Genomic DNA, 17,866 nt, shown 5'->3' with positions numbered 1-17,866 from the left:
TGATAGCGTGAAATTCGTCTATCGGGCGCTCGCGCGCCGCGAATCAGTGGACCGACGGCGCGCCACCAGGGCCGGCGTCAGGGGAAATCGGGCGAATCGAGCCGGGCACGATGCTCGCGCCGAACTCGCGAATCAGCGACTGCACGAACGGGTCCGCGCCGATCTCGCGCTCCGCTTCCTGCTGACGTTGCGCGCGCTGGGCGGTGTCGTGCGCGGCGGCGGTGCGGCGGGCCGGACCGACGTCGACCAGCACCTCGACCACCCGGCCGAGCTTGTCGGCGAGCGCGGTTTTCAGTTTAGCGACCTGCGAGGCTTCCGCGTACTGCGGCACCGGCACGTTCAGCTTGAGCGTGTTGCCTTCTAGCGCCATCAGTTCGCTGTTGAAGGCGAGCTGATATGAGATGCCCTTGAGCGGCAGGTCGACGGCAAGCGCGGGCCAGTCGCCCGTGAAACCCAGTGCATCGAGCGGTATGACGGGCGGCAGCGGACGCCTGTCGATCGCGGGCGCCGGTTGCGGTGCGGACGCGGACTTTACGCGAACGTCGTCGGGGCCGCTGTCGAAGACCGGCATGTAGCTGTCGTCGGGCGGGCCGTAATAGCCGTCGTCCGAGGTCGAGATCGGCATGTAGTCGTCGGGCGGCATGTCGTCCCACGGCGGCGGCGATGCGCCGTTTTGCTCGGGGCTGTTGCGCTGGGGCGCTGCGGCTGGGGCTGGGGCTGGGGCTGGGGCTGCGGCTGCGGCTGCGGCTGGGGCTGCGGCGGGGCGAGCGGCTGGTGCTGCGGATGAACCCGGCGCAGCGTCCTGCGGTGCGCGACGGGGAGCACCAGGGGTCGGCACCGGCACGACTACGCGGGGTACGGCGGGTTTCGGCGTGGCCGGCGCGACGGCGGCTGCGGCAGCGCGGCCACGATCCGACGACACTTTCAAACCCGCGCTGCGCAGGACGTCGAGCGCGGCGCTCGCACCGCCCGCACGACGCGACGGGACCTCGGCGGCTGGCGGCGGTTGCTGTGCGGCGACGGGTGCGACGGGTGCGGCTTCTTCAGCGCGCGCTTGTGCGGCCGCGGCCGGTGCCGTAAGCGAGGATGCGGGCGCTGGGTTGTCCGTCGCGGAGGCTAAGGAACGTTCGTCGGTAGTCGCTTCGGCGGGCGCGTCGTCCCATGGGGCCAAGGGCTGTGCCGCGGTTGCGTTGGACGACGATGCAACTGGGCTGGCTGCTTCAACATCTGCTGTGGCTTCGAGAACGGCTTCATGAGTAGCGGCGACAGCGGACACCGAGGCAATTGTTTCAGCTTCGGACTTTGCAGCGGCGTTCGCATTTTCGCCGAAAGACTCCGACGCCGAATCTGCCTCGGTTGCCACCGGCATCGACTCAGCGACGGGCACGGCTTGAGCGACGGACGCTTGCATCGGCGCTTCTTCGATCTCAGCAGTCCGAGTTGCCTCGCGAACAGGCGCAGCAGGAGCGCTCGCCGCTTCTCGCTCGACCACCGACGGCGCGGCCGCGACTGACGCACCCGAAGCGCTATTCTGAGTCGCTCCGACCGGCGCACTCGACGCACGATTCTGTGCCGCCACGACCGGCGCAACGGCAACATTATTCGGTGCCGCCACGACCGGCGCACCGGCAACACTGTTCTGTGCCGCCACGACCGGCGCACCGGCGCGCTTCGCGCCGCCAGCACCACCCGCTCCAATCTGCCCACCCGGACGCCCCGAACCCGCCGCGCCACCACCCCCGCCAGTCGGCGCCGGTTCAAACGCCAGCATGCGCAGCAAGGTCATCGTGAAGCCGGCGTATTCGTCCGGTGCAAGACCCAGCTCGCTCCGGCCGATCGTCGCGATCTGATAGAACAGTTGCACCTGCTCAGCGCTCAGTGCGTCGGCGAAACGACGCAGATCGCCCGCTTCCGGCCACTCGTCGAGCACCGACGACGGCGCGAATTGCGCCCACGCAACCCGATGCAGCAGACTTGCCAGATCCTGTAAAGCCGTCGAAAAAGAAAGACTGCGCAATGCCATTTCGTCGGCCACCGCGAGCACGGCGGCGCCGTCGCCGTCCGCGAGCGCGTCGAGCAAGCGAATCAGGTAACTCTGATCGAGTGCGCCGAGCATGCCGCGAACGGCTTCTTCATTGACCTGATTGGCCGAATAGGCGATCGCCTGATCGGTCAGCGAGAGCGCGTCGCGCATCGAACCGTCGGCGGCACGCGCCAGAAGGCGCAGCGCCTGGGCGTCGAACGGCACCTTCTCTTCGCCGAGAATATGCTCGAGATGCGAAACGATATGGCCGGCCGGCATCTGCTTCAGATTGAACTGCAGGCAGCGCGACAGTACGGTCACCGGAATCTTCTGCGGATCGGTCGTGGCGAGAATGAACTTGACGTGCGCGGGCGGTTCTTCCAGCGTCTTCAGCATTGCGTTGAAGGCGTGGTTCGTGAGCATGTGCACTTCGTCGATCATGTAGACCTTGAAGCGGGCATCCACCGGCGCGTACACCGCGCGCTCCAGCAGCGCGGCCATTTCATCGACACCGCGATTACTCGCCGCGTCCATCTCGACGTAGTCGACAAAGCGCCCTTCGTCGATCTCGCGACACGCCCGGCATACGCCGCACGGCGTGGAGGTCACGCCAGTTTCGCAATTCAGCGCCTTGGCGAAAATGCGCGAAAGCGTGGTCTTGCCGACGCCGCGCGTACCGGTAAACAAATAGGCGTGGTGCAGACGGCCGCCGTCGAGCGCGTGCGTGAGCGCGCGCACCACGTGCTCCTGTCCGACGAGCGAAGCGAAATCCTTCGGCCGCCATTTGCGTGCGAGAACTTGATAGGTCATCCGGAAATTGTATCAGTAACAATGGCGCGCAAAACCGAATCGAGGCGGCCTGCGAACGCATCGTCCTGCCTCATTGAAACAGGCTACTGAACCGATAGAAAAAAATAGACGGGGTGCGTGAGCGCCATGCGTGACAAACGCCGCGCGCTGCGTCGAGCCAACGAGTCGTCACGACACGCCAGGGGTAAAACAGGAGGTGGGTGCTGCAGCGGACACATGCTGCTAAAGCGCTGCTGAAGAAAGCAGAAAGAGGAAGGTGACGAGCCTGACCCTCGGCACTGGTGGAAAACGGCTGTGGCTGCTTCGTTCCCGACCTGACCAGGTTGACCATCCCTCCATGCGAGGAGGCCCGTCACGAAACATTCTATCATCGCTTGGCCCGTTGTGCGACTGTTAATACGAGCAAAGCTGCCACGGCCCACCGAATCGCGTCTTCTGCACCATATAGCCGGCGATGCCGCCGATCCGTTTGCAGGGCACTTGAGTTTGTTCGCCGCGCCACCAGATACGGCATGTCGTGATGGATGAAACACGGTGGCACTTCATCGGCAGACCTTGGCCCCACTGCCCCTGATGAGTACTATCGCCCCCGGCAACGCATAGCGAATTAAGCTAAACTGCCGTACGGATGACCCGCAAACGCGAGCCTTCCCGCATTTGGCCAAAACGGTTTCACCCTGTTTTGACGAACGCTGGCAAGACTCCGCTTGCGGCAAAGCGAACGGAAGTTTCCTTAGGTTTTGACGTATCGTGGCGAGCAATTCAGGCGGGCCTCGAACCGATAGAGGTATTCATACAATGAGCGAAAACATCAAGCATATTAGCGACGCATCGTTCGAACAGGACGTCGTGAAATCCGATAAACCCGTGCTGCTCGACTTCTGGGCTGAATGGTGCGGTCCGTGCAAGATGATCGCGCCGATCCTCGACGAAGTCGCGAAGGATTACGCCGATCGCCTGCAAATCGCCAAGATCAACGTCGACGAACATCAATCGACGCCGGTCAAGTTCGGCGTGCGCGGCATCCCCACGCTGATCCTCTTCAAGAATGGCGCAGTTGCCGCCCAGAAGGTCGGCGCACTGTCGAAGTCGCAACTCACCGCGTTCCTCGACGGCAACCTGTAAAACGGTCGCATCGGCGCTCGCGCGGGTCTCTCCAGACTCGTGAGCGCGCCGGGTTGAGCGTGTTGTCAACCGGCAACACGCTCAACAAGAAAGATGCCATCCCGTCGCACTGACGGAAATTGGCGTGTGCTATGCTAGAATCCGCAAAACGTCGAAAAGACGTGTAAGTCCTTGAGCGGTTCCGCTCACTCTCCTCCCAGATTTCATTTCGTCGCACCTTCTCCCGCGGGTTCTCCGTATGCATTTATCCGAGCTTAAGACTCAGCACGTGTCTGAATTGATCGAGATGGCCAATGGCCTCGAGATCGAAAGTGCGAACCGCCTGCGCAAGCAGGAATTGATGTTCGCCATTCTAAAAAAACGCGCCAAAACAGGCGATACGATCTTCGGTGACGGCACTCTCGAAGTGCTGCCCGACGGCTTCGGTTTCCTGCGTTCTCCGGAAACCTCGTACCTCGCCAGCACGGACGATATTTATATCAGCCCGTCGCAAATCCGCCGCTTCAACCTGCATACGGGCGACACGATCGAAGGCGAAGTCCGCACGCCGAAAGACGGCGAGCGCTACTTTGCCCTGGTCAAGGTGGACAAGGTCAACGGCCAGCCGCCGGAAGCCTCGAAGCACAAGATCATGTTCGAAAACCTGACGCCGCTGCACCCGAACAAGGTGCTGCTGCTCGAACGTGAAATGCGTGGCGAAGAAAACGTCACGGGCCGCATCATCGACATGATCGCGCCGATCGGCAAGGGCCAGCGCGGCCTGCTGGTGGCGTCGCCGAAGTCCGGCAAGACCGTGATGCTTCAGCACATCGCTCATGCCATCAAGCAGAACCACCCCGACGTGGTGCTGTTCGTGTTGCTGATCGACGAACGCCCTGAAGAAGTGACGGAAATGCAGCGTTCGGTGGCAGGCGAAGTGATCGCCTCCACGTTCGACGAACCGGCCGCGCGTCACGTCCAGGTCGCCGAAATGGTGATCGAAAAAGCCAAGCGCCTCGTCGAAATGAAGAACGACGTGGTGATTCTGCTGGACTCGATCACGCGTCTCGCGCGTGCGTACAACACGGTCGTGCCGGCCTCGGGCAAGGTGCTGACGGGTGGTGTCGACGCCAACGCGCTGCAACGTCCGAAGCGCTTCTTCGGCGCCGCGCGCAATATCGAAGAAGGCGGCTCACTGACCATCATCGGTACGGCGCTGATCGAAACCGGCAGCCGTATGGACGACGTGATCTACGAAGAGTTCAAGGGCACCGGCAACATGGAAGTGCACCTGGAACGTCGTCTTGCTGAAAAGCGCGTCTATCCGTCGATCAACCTGAACAAGTCCGGCACGCGCCGCGAAGAACTGCTGATCAAGCCCGAAGTCCTACAAAAGATCTGGGTGCTGCGCAAGTTCATTCACGACATGGACGAAGTCGAATCGATGGAATTCCTGCTCGACAAGATCCGTCAGACGAAGAGCAACTCCGAGTTCTTCGACATGATGCGTCGCGGCGGCGGCAGCTAAAGCTTAAGAAGGCCTCTGTCCACGAAGCTGCCCTGGCCTCACCAAACGCATCACATGGAAAAGCCGCTCGCTACCACGAGCGGCTTTTTTTCGTCCGTTGCTAGCCCGCCGGCGCTGCCGCATACGATCCCGCCAGAGCCATCGCGTTCGCCAACATGTACGTGAACGTACACGTTGGAGTACAATGCGACGCTTGTCTGCAATGCTTGAGAACGTCCATGTCGAAGGACTCACCCACTCTGCTAACCGTGCGCGATGCGGCCGAACGTCTCGGCGTCACGCCGCGCACGCTGAAATACTACGAGGAACGCGGCCTCGTGTCGCCTTCGCGCAGCGAGGGCCGCTACCGCCTCTACGACGAGGAAGACCTGAAGCGCTTCGGCCGCATTCTGCGATTGCGCTCGCTCGGTTTTTCGCTGCACGGCATCACCGAGATGCTCAAGCGTCCACTCGAGCCGGTCGACGGCGGCCATCGTTTTTCGAAGGAATCGCTACGGCAGATTCACGACGCTATCGGGCAACAGGTCGAGGCGCTCGACGCGCGCATCGAAGCCATGCGTCGCGAACTCAAGGAGGCGCAAAAGATACGCGCCGAACTGAGCCCCGACCTCGATTACCTCGCACGACGCCTGGCCGGCGAGAACGCCGACGCCCTGCTTGAACAGCGCCGCAATGCGCATGCCGCATTGGTAGGGAAATCGCCGGCAAAACGAGGTAAAAAAAGCACCAACGCCAAGCCGGACGAAGCCACGCCGGACGAATCCGCATGAACGCCGGCTCGTCCCGTATCCCACTGTTCAGCGCCGACAAACTGCGCGGCGACTTCTTTCCCTGGGTGCTGGCGGTCGTCACCGGTCTCGATTACTTCGACAACGCGATTTTCTCCTTCTTTACGAGCTATATCGCCGGCGGCCTGAACGCGTCGCCCGATGAACTCGTGTGGGCGTCGAGCGCCTATGCGGTCGCCGCCGTGCTGGGGATTCTCCAGCAGGAGTGGTGGGTCGAGCGCTTCGGTTACCGTCGCTATGTGGCGGGCTGCATGCTCCTCTATTCCGCCGGCGCGGTAGCGGCGGCGCTGAGCGAATCGTCGATCGAACTCGCTTTCGCGCGCGGTTTTCAAGGCTATTTCATCGGCCCGATGATGGGCACCTGCCGCATTCTGATTCAGATGAGCTTTGGGCCACAGCGCCGCCCGGGGGCAATTCGCGCGTTTCTCGTTCTGATCGTATTGAGCAGCGCGCTCGCGCCGCTGATCGGCGGGCAACTCGTCGCGCATTTCGACTGGCGCGCCTTGTTCATGTGCACGGCGCCCGTCGGCGCACTGTTCGCCCTGGCGGCCTTCCTCACGCTGCCCGACGCCGGCAACCGCCTGCCCGAGGAACGCGGTTCAGCGCATTTCTGGCCGTACATCGTGTTCGCCTTCGCACAAGGCGCGCTGCAGATCGTCATGCAGCAGGTGCGCTTCCAGTTGTTCAGCGCGTCGCCGGGGCTGATTCTGCTGACGGCGGCCGGCCTCGTCGCGCTCGGCTGGTTTGCTTATCAGCAATGGCATCATCCTTCGCCGCTGATGCGTCTGCATGCGTTGCGCGAGAAAGTTTTCCAGGCTGGCCTCGTCCTGTACGTCTTCTATTACTTCATCTCGACGGTCTTCAGCTATCTGATCTCGCGCTTCCTCGAAGGCGGCCTCGGTTATCCGGTCGAAAACACCGGGCAACTGGTCGGCGTGACATCGCTGATTTCGGCGAGCGCCCTCTTCGTCTATCTGCGTTACGCGAAGCTGCTGCCGCGCAAAAAGTGGATCATCGTGCCCGGCTTCGCGGTGGCGGCGTTCGCGGCGGCATGGATGACGCGTATGTCGCCGGGCGTCGGCGAGGCCGCGCTAGTCGTGCCGCTGCTGTTGCGCGGGCTGCTCCTGCTGTTCATCGTGCTGCCGGTCGCCAATCTCACCTTCAGAATCTTTGCGATCGAGGAATTCACGCACGGCTATCGCCTGAAAAACATCGTGCGGCAACTGACGATCTCGTTTGCGACCGCGTCCGTCATCATCGTCGAGCAGCATCGGCAGGCGCTGCACGAATCTCGCCTCGCCGAGTTCGTGAATCCGTACAATCCGATATTCCAGAACTCGCTCGCCGCGCTCACACGAAGCTTTGCCGCCGCCGGCCGCTCGCCGTCCGAGGCTCACTCGCTCGCGATCGTGCAAATCAGCCGCACGGTTGCCCAGCAGGCCAGCTTCCTCAGCTCGCTGGACGGTTTCTACTTCCTGATCGGCATCGCCGTCTGCGGCGGCCTGTTTGCCGCGTGGCAAAAACAGATCGACTAGGGGTTTCATCAAGCCATGCTCTCGAAACTCACTCATTGGCTGGGCACGCGCCGCCGCGACCGTGCGCTGCGCGACTACGCCATCGACGACGCCCTCTGGCAGGCCACACTGGAAGGCCTGCCGTTCCTCGCCCATCTCGACGCACCCGAACTCGAGCGGCTGCGCGAACTGACCAGCCTGTTCATCGCGCAAAAGGAATTTTCGACTGCACATGAACTCGAACTCACCGACGCGATGACCGTCGGCATCGCCGCCCAGGCCTGCTTGCCGGTGCTGAATCTGAGCCTCGATCTGTATCGCGGCTGGGTCGGCGTGATCGTCTATCCGGGCGAATTCGTGATCCGCAAGACCGTCGAGGACGAAGACGGTGTGGTGCACGAGGTGGAACAGGACGCGAGCGGCGAGGCCTGGGAAGGCGGCCCGGTGGTGTTGTCGTGGGAAGACGCGCAGATGACGGACGGCGCGGACGCCTATAACGTCGTGATTCACGAATTTGCCCACAAGATCGACATGCTGAGCGGCGACGCGGACGGCCACCCGCCGCTCATGCGCCGCTGGCACGCGCCGCTCGACTCGCAACGATGGGCCGACGTGTTCGATCACGCCTACGACCACTTCTGCGCGAGGGTCGACGCGGTGCCGGAGCGCCGCTGGGCGCGTTTCGAGCGCGACTCGCTGATCGATCCCTACGCCGCCGACCATCCATCGGAATTTTTTGCCGTTTGCAGCGAGGCGCTGTTCGTCAAGCCGAAGGCGTTCGAGGCTGAGTATCCGGAGCTTTATCGCCTTCTCGCGCACTTTTACCGGCAAGACCCGGCGCGGGTCGGGTTGAGCTTCGCGCCGGGTTGACGGGCTGAGGCGTCCCGTCCCTCCGTTCGAGCTGCTATCGCCCAATGACACGTCTGAAACCAGGCAAAAAGCTCGCACAAAAGTCGTCAAGCGACTGATTTTCTGGCATAATCGCCGTTTTTCGACCACAGGCAAGTGGCTCGCGCCTAGATGCGGTTCGCGCTCAACAGCGGCCGCACGCGGGTTGGCTACCGCCAGATTAAAGGAAAGATCATGAAAGAAGGCATTCACCCGGATTACCGCGAAGTCCTGTTCGTCGACATGTCGATCGACTTCAAGTTCGTGACGCGCTCGACCATCAACACGCGTGAAACTGGCGAATTCAACGGCAAGACCTACCCGCTCGCCAAGATCGAAGTGTCGTCGGAATCGCATCCGTTCTACACCGGCCAGCAAAAGATCATGGACACGGCAGGCCGCGTCGAGAAGTTCAACAAGAAGTTCGGCACGCGCGCTACCGGCAAGGCAGCAGCAAAGTAATACCCGCATCGTCGCCGGCTTTGGCCAGCCACGAAGCAACAAAAAAAGGGCAGCGCGAGCTGCCCTTTTTTGTCGCCTGCCTCGCGACGCTTGCCCGGCACCGCACGCTGAGTGCGCGACCCGGGCGTCGCCCTGTTACAGCTTTCCCGACTACGTTGCGCGCCGTTACCGGCCGTGACGCGCATCGTACGGCACGACTACAATGCCGGATGCTCCAGATTGGCCATTCCAGCCGGACTAGCCGTCCGGCCCCGGCTGCACCGCTTATCCAATATCCACACACCGCATGAGACCTGCCGTTCGCCTCACTGCCTCAGCGACCAGTGCATTGCCGCGCTGGCTACTGCTGACCATCTGTATCGTCTACGCATCGTTCGGACTTTTCGGCCGCGATCCGTGGAAGAACGAGGACGCAGCCGGCTTCGGTGTCATGTGGACCATGGCCAAGGGCGGCGCCCACGACTGGATGCTGCCGAATCTGGTCGGCAAATACATGACGGAAGACGGCCCGCTCGGCTACTGGCTGGGCGCCGGCGCGATCCGCGCGCTCGCGCCGTGGGTCGATGCGAGCAACGCCTCGCGCGTCTTCACCGGCCTGCTGTTCTGCGCGGGCTGCGCGTTCGTCTGGTATGCCGCCTACCTGCTCGGCCGCCGCGCCGAAGTGCAACCGTTCAAATACGCGTTCGGCGGCGAACCGGAGCCGCGCGACTACGGCCGCACTCTCGCCGACGGCGCGCTGCTGATCCTGCTGGCCTGCTTTGGCCTCGCCGAACGCGGTCACGAGACCACCCCGCAACTCGCGCAGTTCGTCGGCATCGCCATGCTGGTGTACGGGCTCGTGCGCATGATGGACAAGCCGATCCAGGGTGCGGTGATCTGGGGCGGCGCGATCGGCTTCGTCACGCTCGCCAGCAGTCCGGTGCTGGTCGGTGCGCTGCTGCTCGGCACGCTTGCCATGACGCTGATCGTGCGCCAGGTGCGCTCGCGCTGGCTGCTGCTCGCCGGCCTGCCGGTCGCACTTGCGCTGTCGATCTCGTGGCCCGTCGCCGCCCTCGCGACTTTTCCCGACGACGCCGTCTGGTATCTGAATCAATGGCTCCACGTCAGCCTGAGTTCGTTTGCCGGGCCGCCGGGCTCGGTCACGGCCTACGCGCTGAAAAACCTCCCGCTCTTCACGTGGCCGGCCTGGCCGCTCGCGATCTGGGCATGGTTCAGCTGGTCGGGCCTGCGGCGCGCGCCGCACGTAGCGATTCCGCTCTCGGTGATCGGACCGCTGCTGGTGCTGGTGGTCCTGCAAAGCCATCAGTCGAACCGGCTTTACATGCTGTTGCTGCCGCCGCTCGCGGTGCTCGCCGCTTTCGCGTTGCCCACGCTCAAGCGCGGCGCGATCAATGCGATCGACTGGTTCGCGCTCCTGAGCTTCACGATCCTCGGCAGTTTCGTCTGGCTCGTGTACGTGGCCGGGTTGACGGGTTTTCCGCATCCGCTCGCGCGCAACCTCGCGCGTCTGGCGCCGGGTTTCGCGCCGCAATTCAAGATCCTCTCGTTCGTCTGCGCGGTGGCCGTCACGGTGTGCTGGTTCGTGCTGGTGCGCTGGCGCCTCGCGCGTCACCCGAAGGTGCTGTGGCGCAGCGTGGTGCTCTCGAGCGCCGGCACGACCCTGATGTGGGTGCTGCTGATGACGCTGTGGCTGCCGGTCGTCAACTACAGCCGGACCTATAAGGACGTCGCCGAACAGATCGCGAGCCATTTGCCCGACGACTACACCTGCATCTCGCCGGTGCGCCTCGGCAATGCGCAGATCGCCACGTTCGCCTATTTCGGCGACATGCACTTCTCGTTCAACGACGACTGCGACGTGATCCTGCGGCAAGACTCGCAAGACTACGGCGATCCGAGTTCGATGCCGGACTACATCTGGAAGATGGTCTGGGAAGGCCGCCGCGTCGCCGACCGTGACGAGCGCTTCCGTTTGTATGTGCGCATCGACCGGCCGAAGCCGCCGGTCGTCAAACGTCGCGGCTGGCACAAGAAGTCCGACTGACCATGTTCGCCGACGTACGGAAAATCGCCGGCCTCGCCTGGCCGGTGTTGATCGGCCAACTGGCGATCATCGCGTTCGGCGTGATCGACACCGCCATGGTCGGCCGTTTTTCAGCCGTCGATCTGGCCGCGCTCGGCCTGGGTTCGTCGATCTACATCTCCGTCTACATCGGGCTGACCGGTATTCTGACCGCGCTGCAACCGATCACCGCGCAACTCTACGGCGCACGCCGCTACGCCGAGATCGGCGAGGAAGTTCGCCAGGCCTTATGGCTGGCTCTCGCGCTGACCGTGATCGGCTCGCTGATTCTGTACTTTCCCGGCCCGATGCTGAAAGTCGCGCGCGTGCCCGAGGCGCTGCATGAGCGCACGGTCGCGTATCTGCGGATTCTGGCGTTCGGCCTGCCGGCCGGTCTTGCGTTTCGCGTCTACAGTTCGATCAGCAACGCGGTTGGTCAGCCGCGCCTCGTGATGATCCTGCAAGTCGGTGCATTGCTGATCAAGGTGCCGCTCAATACGTGGTTCATATTCGGTGGATTCGGCGTGCCGCCGCTCGGCGGGCCGGGTTGCGCGCTGGCCAGCACGATGATCAACTGGACGCTCGCCGTGGTCGGCATGGTGCTGCTCACGCGCGTCGATCTGTTCAGACCGTTCGGGGTCTTCGGACGCTTCTGCTGGCCGGTGTGGCGGCGTCAGGCGGCGCAACTGCGGCTGGGCATCCCGATGGGCCTGTCGTATCTGATCGAAGTGACGTCGTACACGTTCATGGCGCTCTTCATTGCGCGCTTCGGCACGACGACGCTCGCCGGGCATCAGATCGCCGGCAATATCGGCGCAGTGCTGTACATGACGCCGCTGTCGATCGGCATTGCTTCATCTACTCTGGTCGCCCAGGCGCTCGGCGCGCACCGTCCCGAAGCGGCGCGTACGCTGTCGCGTCACGGCATCATGATGGCCGTGACGATCGCCTGCTGCTACGGCGCGATCGTGCTGGTCCTGCGGCCGTATGTGATCGAGGGCTACACGCCGAATGCGCAGGTCGTGGCGGCGGCCATGCCCCTGGTGCTGATCGTCGTCTGCTACCACCTGTTCGACGCCTTGCAGATCACCACCGCGTTCGTGCTGCGCGCCTACAAGGTGGCGGTCGTGCCGACGGTGATTTATGCCGTCGCGCTGTGGGGCGTCGGGCTCGGCGGCGGCTATTTGCTGGGCTTCGATATCGGCGGCGGTGTGCCCGTCTGGTTGACCGGCGCGCGTGGCTTCTGGGTCGCGAATACGGCGAGTCTGGCGATTGCGGGCATCGGCTTGCTGATTTACTGGCGGCATGTGAGCAAGCGCTACTTACGCGCGGATACGGGACGTCCTTTGGATTCCGCGGCTTGAAACAGGCGCCAGGTCGTCACGGCATACTGTCGAAGTGACTCGGTTCAACCGGCCGTTAGTTGCATTCCAATCAACAAAAAAGCGGCTGCGCAATGCAACCGCTCTTCCACCACCCTACTCCGCAGCCATCACGCCGCTTGCGCCTCTTCCGTCAGCGAACTGTCGCTCGCCGCCCGATCATGGCGCTCGAAAATCTCGCGGGCGGCAAACAGCGCATTCAACGCGGCCGGAAAGCCCGCATAAAGCGCCATCTGCATAAACACCTCGACGATTTCCTCGCGCGTACAGCCGACGTTCAATGCCGCTTCGATATGCACTTTCAACTGCGGCTGTGCGCAGCCGAGTGTGGCAAGCGACGCAATCGTCGCGATTTCACGGCTGCGCAGATCCAGTTGCGAGCGGCTATAAATATCGCCGAAACCGAACTCGATCAGCAGACGCGCGAAATCCGGCGCAATCGGCGCAAGCGCCGCAATCACCTGTTCGCCGGCCGAGCCGTCGATTTCCTTCAGCTTGTCCCAGCCTCGGGTGTAGCGGTCGTTTTCTGCGTGGTCCATGGCGAGTCCTTTTCCTTTTCCGAATGGGGATGCGACGAGGTGTCGTCGATCTGTCCTGTCGAATGGCACCCGGCGACGGCCTGCTGCGCCGCCTCCCGTTCGTAGTACGCGATTTTGTCGACGATCGCGCCGAGGTTCACCTGCAACTCGGCGATCCGCGCCAAAACCGCGTCCCGATGCGCCACCAGCATGTCCCGACGCGCCCCGACGGTAGGCTGGCCTTCCGTGCGCAACGCCGCGAACGCCTGCATGCCGGCGATCGGCATACCGGTCGCCTTCAGTCGCATCACGAACTGCAGCCAGTCGAGATCGGCGGGCGAGTACAGGCGATGCCCTGCCTGCGTCCGCCCGACCGCCCGGATCAACCCGGCCTGTTCGTAATAGCGCAACGTGTGCGTGGAGACGCCGATCGTCCCGGCAACCTGCCCGATGGTGAGTGCGTGTGACAGTTTCGACATGACAGAACTCAGGTTAGGACTTCGAGTGCACTCTAAGTCAAGCGCGTGGTGTTGTCATTTGTCTGCTTTGTCATTTTTTATGGCGGCTTGCATTGACCGATAAACTCATAACAGCCTAATCGCCAGGCAAAAGGTTTAAATATTGTCCACGCTGATTTACTTGTCATGAATCGATCGGTATAAATCGTCGGCAGTCGCAAATAAGGGCGCGCAATTTGTCCTATGCTTAAGCGCAGCGCCCGCTGACAAGGTGCGTGGTTCCGAGTTGTTTTGAGTTTGTCTTTTTTGCGGCTAACTTTTTCGCCCTCAATGGAGTGCTTGCCATGCTGAAGAAGCTTTTAATGCTTTGCGTTGCTTTGGCTTTGTCGCTGTCGGCCGGATTCGCGGCGGCCGTCGAAGTGAACTCCGCCGATCAGGCGGCGCTCGAATCGGTCAAGGGCATCGGCCCGGTCCATGCGAAAGCGATCATCGACGAACGCACCAAAAATGGCCCATTCAAAGATGCGGGCGACCTCGCTACGCGCGTCAAAGGCATCGGCACCAAATCGGTCAGCAATCTCGAAGCAGCCGGGTTGACGATCAACGGCTCCTCCGCGCCGCCGACGGGCGTCAAGCCGGCCGCCAAGTCCAGCAGCACAGCAAGCACCAAGGCGGCCCCGGCAGCCGCGCCAGCGGCCGCTACGCCCGCGCCGGCCACCACGGCGGCCACGACACCGGCTGCGCCAGCCGAGGCTTCCGGCGCGAAGGCGTCGAAGTCGAAGAAGAAGAGCAAGGCCGCGTCCGACGCGGCGGCGGCGGCGGCGTCCGCACCGGCCACGACGGCTGCGGCAGCGCCGGCGGATGCGTCCGGCACCAAGGCTTCGAAGAAGAAAGCGAAGAAGAGCAAGGCCGCATCGGCAGCGGCGGCCTCGGGCGGTGCGTGACACGACGAAATGTCGTAGCCAGCAAGATTGAAACGAGATTGAAACGGAGTACGAAACAGGATCGAGCGTCGACAGCATAACCGGCCTATCGATGTGCGCGCGGCTTCCACGCCATGCATCCATCCGTGCCGCCTGCTGCCGTCTGCCGTCCGTCCACGGCGCCGCGCAACCGCGCGGCGTTTTCACCCGCCGACCCGTCGAGCACGCGTCGGCACTCAAGAGAGAGAGCGTCATGAGCCTACTCGACACTATCGGTTCCCTGGTTGGCAAATCGCCTGAAGGCGGTGGCCAGCAAGCCATGGTTTCCGCCGCACTCGAATTCGTGAATAGCCAGCCGGGCGGGTTGAACGGCCTGATCGAGCGCTTCAAGGAAAAAGGTCTCGGCGACGTCGTGACCTCGTGGGTCAGCAATGGCGATAACCAGCCGATCTCGGCCGACGCGCTGCATGGCGTGCTCGGCTCGGACACCGTCACGAACCTCGCCGCGAAAGCCGGCGTGCAACCGGACCAGGTCACCGGCCTGCTGTCGCAGATTCTGCCGCACGTCGTCAACGCGGCAACGCCAGAGGGCGAAGTGCCCGCCGAAGGCAAACTGAATTCGACGACCGTGCTCGGCGCGCTCGGCGGTCTGGCATCGCTGTTCGGCAAGGGCAACGCCTGAAAAAAAGTTTCGCGCAGGCGAAAAAAAACGGCAACGAAGTCGCCTTCGTTGCCGTTTTTGCTTCTCGACCGGTGCTAGATTGAACCCCGGCCGATTCGCCGTCTGTGCTTAATGCACGACGCGTTCGAACACCAGCTTGCCGTCGTCTAATTCCACCGGAATCACGTCCTTCGGACCAAACTTGCCCGCCAGAATCAGCTTGGCCACTGGATTCTCGATCTCCTGCTGGATCGCGCGCTTCAACGGACGCGCACCGAACAGCGGATCGTAGCCGACCTTGCCGACGTGCGCGAGCGCTTCGTCCGATACTTCCAGCTGCATGTCGAGCTTGGCAAGCCGCTCATGCAGACGTTGCAGCTGAATCCGCGCGATCGACTGGATGTTCGAGCGGTCGAGTGCGTGGAACACCACGACGTCGTCGATCCGGTTCAGGAACTCGGGCCGGAAGTGCAGCTTCACCTCTTCCCAAACCGCGTCCTTGACCGCTTCCTGCGGCTCGCCGACCATCGCCTGGATCACCTGCGAACCGAGATTCGAGGTCATCACGATCACCGTGTTCTTGAAGTCCACGGTACGGCCCTGGCCGTCGGTCATACGGCCGTCGTCGAGCACCTGCAGCAGCACGTTGAACACGTCCGGATGCGCCTTCTCGATTTCGTCGAGCAGAATCACGCTGTACGGCTTGCGACGCACGGCTTCGGTCAGATACCCGCCTTCTTCGTAACCGACGTATCCCGGCGGTGCGCCGATCAAACGCGCGACGCTATGCTTCTCCATGAATTCGCTCATGTCGATCCGGATCAGATGATCTTCCGAATCGAACAGGAACGATGCGAGCGCCTTGCACAACTCGGTCTTGCCGACACCGGTCGGGCCGAGGAACAGGAACGAACCATACGGACGATTCGGATCCGACAGACCCGCACGCGAGCGGCGGATCGCATCGGCCACCGCAGTGATCGCCTCGTCCTGACCGACCACGCGAGCGTGCAACTTCTCTTCGATCTGCAGCAGCTTTTCACGCTCGCCCTGCATCATGCGCGAGACCGGAATGCCGGTGGAACGCGACACGACTTCCGCGATTTCTTCCGCACCGACCTGCGTGCGCAGCAAACGCGGACGCGTCGGATTGTTCTGCTCCTTCGCTTCGGCCTGCGTCACTTCCTTCAGTTGCGCTTCGAGACCCGGCAGCTTGCCGTACTGCAATTCGGCGACCTTCTCGAGCTTGCCTTCACGCTGCAAACGCGTGATTTCAGCACGGGTTTTCTCGATCTCTTCCTTCAACTGCGCGCTGCCCTGCACCGCCGCTTTTTCCGCGGTCCAGATTTCTTCGAGGTCCGAATATTCGCGATTCAGGCGCTCGATTTCCTCTTCGATCAGTTGCAGACGCTTTTGCGATGCTTCGTCCTTTTCCTTCTTGACGGCTTCGCGTTCGATCTTCAACTGGATCAGACGACGATCGAGCCGATCCATCTCTTCGGGCTTCGAGTCGATTTCCATCTTGATCTTCGACGCAGCTTCGTCGATCAGGTCGATGGCCTTGTCCGGCAGGAAACGATCCGTGATGTAGCGATGCGACAACTCCGCCGCCGCGACGATCGCCGGGTCGGTGATATCGACGCCATGGTGCAGCTCATACTTTTCCTGCAAGCCACGCAGGATCGCGATGGTCGCTTCGACCGACGGTTCATCGACCAGCACCTTCTGGAAGCGACGTTCGAGCGCGGCGTCCTTCTCGATGTACTTGCGGTATTCGTCGAGCGTGGTAGCGCCCACGCAATGCAGTTCGCCGCGCGAGAGCGCCGGCTTGAGCATGTTGCCCGCGTCCATCGCGCCTTCGGCCTTGCCCGCGCCGACCATCGTATGAATTTCGTCGATGAAGACGATGGTTTGTCCTTCGTCTTTGGCGATGTCGCTCAGCACGGCCTTCAGGCGTTCTTCGAACTCGCCGCGATACTTGGCTCCGGCAAGCAGCGCCGCCATATCCAGCGACAGGACGCGTTTGCCCTTGAGCGTTTCCGGCACTTCGCCGTTGACGATACGTTGCGCCAGACCTTCGACGATCGCGGTCTTACCCACGCCCGGCTCGCCGATCAGCACCGGGTTGTTCTTGGTACGGCGCTGCAGGATCTGGATCGAGCGACGGATTTCGTCGTCGCGGCCGATCACGGGGTCGAGCTTGCCGGCGCGCGCGCGCTCGGTCAGGTCGACGGTGTATTTCTTCAGCGCCTCGCGCTGGCTTTCGGCGTCCTGGCTGTGCACCTGGGAGCCACCGCGCACGGCGACGATCGCGCTTTCGAGCGACTTGCGCGACAGGCCGTGCTGACGCGCGAGGCGGCCCGCTTCGCCTTTGTCGTCCGCCACGGCGAGCAGAAACATTTCGCTCGCGATGAACGTGTCGTTGAGTTTTTGCGCTTCCTTGTCGGCCTGATTCAGCAGACCCGTCAACTCGCGGCCGATCTGCACGTTGCCGTCGGTGCCCTGCACCTGCGGCAAACGCGTGATGGCGTCGCCCAGCGCCGTTTGCAGCGCCTGGACATGCACGCCGGCACGCGAGAGCAGCGAGCGTGCCGACCCATCCTGCTGCGCGATCAGCGCCGACAGGACATGAACCGGTTCAATGTACTGATTGTCGCGACCGACCGCCAGACTCTGCGCATCGGCCAGTGCTTCCTGGAATTTAGTGGTGAGCTTGTCGATTCTCATCAAGAGACCTCCAATTTT

Annotated in this window: 14 protein-coding genes and 1 other RNA gene; 10 read left to right on the top strand and 5 right to left on the bottom strand. The window is 62.7% G+C overall.

What is annotated here, in order from left to right:
* Positions 1 to 43: 43 nt before the first annotated feature.
* Together dnaX and ffs are read right to left on the bottom strand one after the other, a co-directional pair.
* Entirely contained in the window at positions 44 to 2,833 is a 2,790-nt protein-coding gene (gene dnaX / locus FQ705_RS17880; RefSeq protein WP_144143368.1) for a DNA polymerase III subunit gamma/tau, read from the bottom strand.
* Between the two features lie 255 nt (positions 2,834 to 3,088).
* Positions 3,089 to 3,187: signal recognition particle sRNA small type (gene ffs, locus FQ705_RS17875), an RNA gene on the bottom strand.
* 444 nt (positions 3,188 to 3,631) lie between these two features.
* Here ffs and trxA point away from each other — a divergent pair.
* The 8 genes from trxA to FQ705_RS17835 all read left to right on the top strand — a co-directional run bounded on the left by trxA (position 3,632) and on the right by FQ705_RS17835 (position 12,543).
* The gene (gene trxA, locus FQ705_RS17870; protein ID WP_035550463.1) at positions 3,632 to 3,958 is read left to right on the top strand and encodes a thioredoxin TrxA; all 327 of its coding nucleotides are present in this window, start codon (positions 3,632 to 3,634) and stop codon (positions 3,956 to 3,958) included.
* Between the two features lie 238 nt (positions 3,959 to 4,196).
* The gene (gene rho / locus FQ705_RS17865) at positions 4,197 to 5,465 is read left to right on the top strand and encodes a transcription termination factor Rho (protein ID WP_144143367.1); all 1,269 of its coding nucleotides are present in this window, start codon (positions 4,197 to 4,199) and stop codon (positions 5,463 to 5,465) included.
* 218 nt (positions 5,466 to 5,683) lie between these two features.
* Positions 5,684 to 6,235 (top strand): MerR family transcriptional regulator, encoded by a 552-nt coding sequence (locus FQ705_RS17860; RefSeq protein ID WP_144143366.1) that lies wholly within the window; start codon positions 5,684 to 5,686, stop codon positions 6,233 to 6,235.
* Positions 6,232 to 7,788 carry an MFS transporter gene (locus tag FQ705_RS17855; RefSeq protein WP_144143365.1) on the top strand — a complete coding sequence of 519 codons (1,557 nt, stop codon included), beginning with the start codon at positions 6,232 to 6,234 and terminating at the stop codon, positions 7,786 to 7,788. Before FQ705_RS17860 ends, FQ705_RS17855 begins: the two co-directional genes overlap by 4 nt.
* A 15-nt stretch (positions 7,789 to 7,803) precedes the next feature.
* Entirely contained in the window at positions 7,804 to 8,637 is an 834-nt protein-coding gene (locus FQ705_RS17850; protein ID WP_144143364.1) for a zinc-dependent peptidase, read from the top strand.
* A gap of 213 nt (positions 8,638 to 8,850) precedes the next feature.
* Positions 8,851 to 9,117 (top strand): type B 50S ribosomal protein L31, encoded by a 267-nt coding sequence (locus FQ705_RS17845; RefSeq protein WP_144143363.1) that lies wholly within the window; start codon positions 8,851 to 8,853, stop codon positions 9,115 to 9,117.
* Positions 9,118 to 9,403: 286 nt separating this feature from the next.
* On the top strand, positions 9,404 to 11,161 hold the full coding sequence (locus tag FQ705_RS17840; RefSeq protein WP_144143362.1) for an ArnT family glycosyltransferase: 1,758 nt from the start codon (positions 9,404 to 9,406) through the stop codon (positions 11,159 to 11,161).
* Positions 11,162 to 11,163: 2 nt separating this feature from the next.
* Entirely contained in the window at positions 11,164 to 12,543 is a 1,380-nt protein-coding gene (locus FQ705_RS17835; RefSeq protein WP_144143361.1) for an MATE family efflux transporter, read from the top strand.
* A gap of 128 nt (positions 12,544 to 12,671) precedes the next feature.
* Here FQ705_RS17835 and FQ705_RS17830 read toward each other — a convergent pair whose 3' ends face one another.
* Together FQ705_RS17830 and FQ705_RS17825 are read right to left on the bottom strand one after the other, a co-directional pair.
* Positions 12,672 to 13,100 (bottom strand): carboxymuconolactone decarboxylase family protein, encoded by a 429-nt coding sequence (locus FQ705_RS17830; protein WP_144143360.1) that lies wholly within the window; start codon positions 13,098 to 13,100, stop codon positions 12,672 to 12,674.
* Positions 13,052 to 13,558 (bottom strand): MerR family transcriptional regulator, encoded by a 507-nt coding sequence (locus FQ705_RS17825; protein WP_144143359.1) that lies wholly within the window; start codon positions 13,556 to 13,558, stop codon positions 13,052 to 13,054. Before FQ705_RS17825 ends, FQ705_RS17830 begins: the two co-directional genes overlap by 49 nt.
* 323 nt (positions 13,559 to 13,881) lie before the next feature.
* Between FQ705_RS17825 and FQ705_RS17820 the strand changes: the two genes are divergently transcribed.
* Both FQ705_RS17820 and FQ705_RS17815 read left to right on the top strand, forming a co-directional pair.
* A complete protein-coding gene (locus FQ705_RS17820; RefSeq protein ID WP_144143358.1) occupies positions 13,882 to 14,481 on the top strand; it encodes a ComEA family DNA-binding protein in 600 nt (199 codons plus the stop codon).
* Between the two features lie 232 nt (positions 14,482 to 14,713).
* Positions 14,714 to 15,142 (top strand): YidB family protein, encoded by a 429-nt coding sequence (locus FQ705_RS17815; protein WP_144143357.1) that lies wholly within the window; start codon positions 14,714 to 14,716, stop codon positions 15,140 to 15,142.
* A gap of 108 nt (positions 15,143 to 15,250) precedes the next feature.
* Here the strand turns inward: FQ705_RS17815 and clpB are convergent, their stop codons facing one another.
* A complete protein-coding gene (clpB, locus tag FQ705_RS17810) occupies positions 15,251 to 17,848 on the bottom strand; it encodes an ATP-dependent chaperone ClpB (protein ID WP_144143356.1) in 2,598 nt (865 codons plus the stop codon).
* Positions 17,849 to 17,866 lie beyond the last annotated feature (18 nt).

This window comes from Paraburkholderia sp. BCC1884, from assembly GCF_900996225.1.
In the GTDB taxonomy this organism is placed as follows: domain Bacteria; phylum Pseudomonadota; class Gammaproteobacteria; order Burkholderiales; family Burkholderiaceae; genus Paraburkholderia.
Note: the sequence above shows the minus strand (reverse complement) of the source record. Positions and strands in the feature narration are given on the sequence as shown.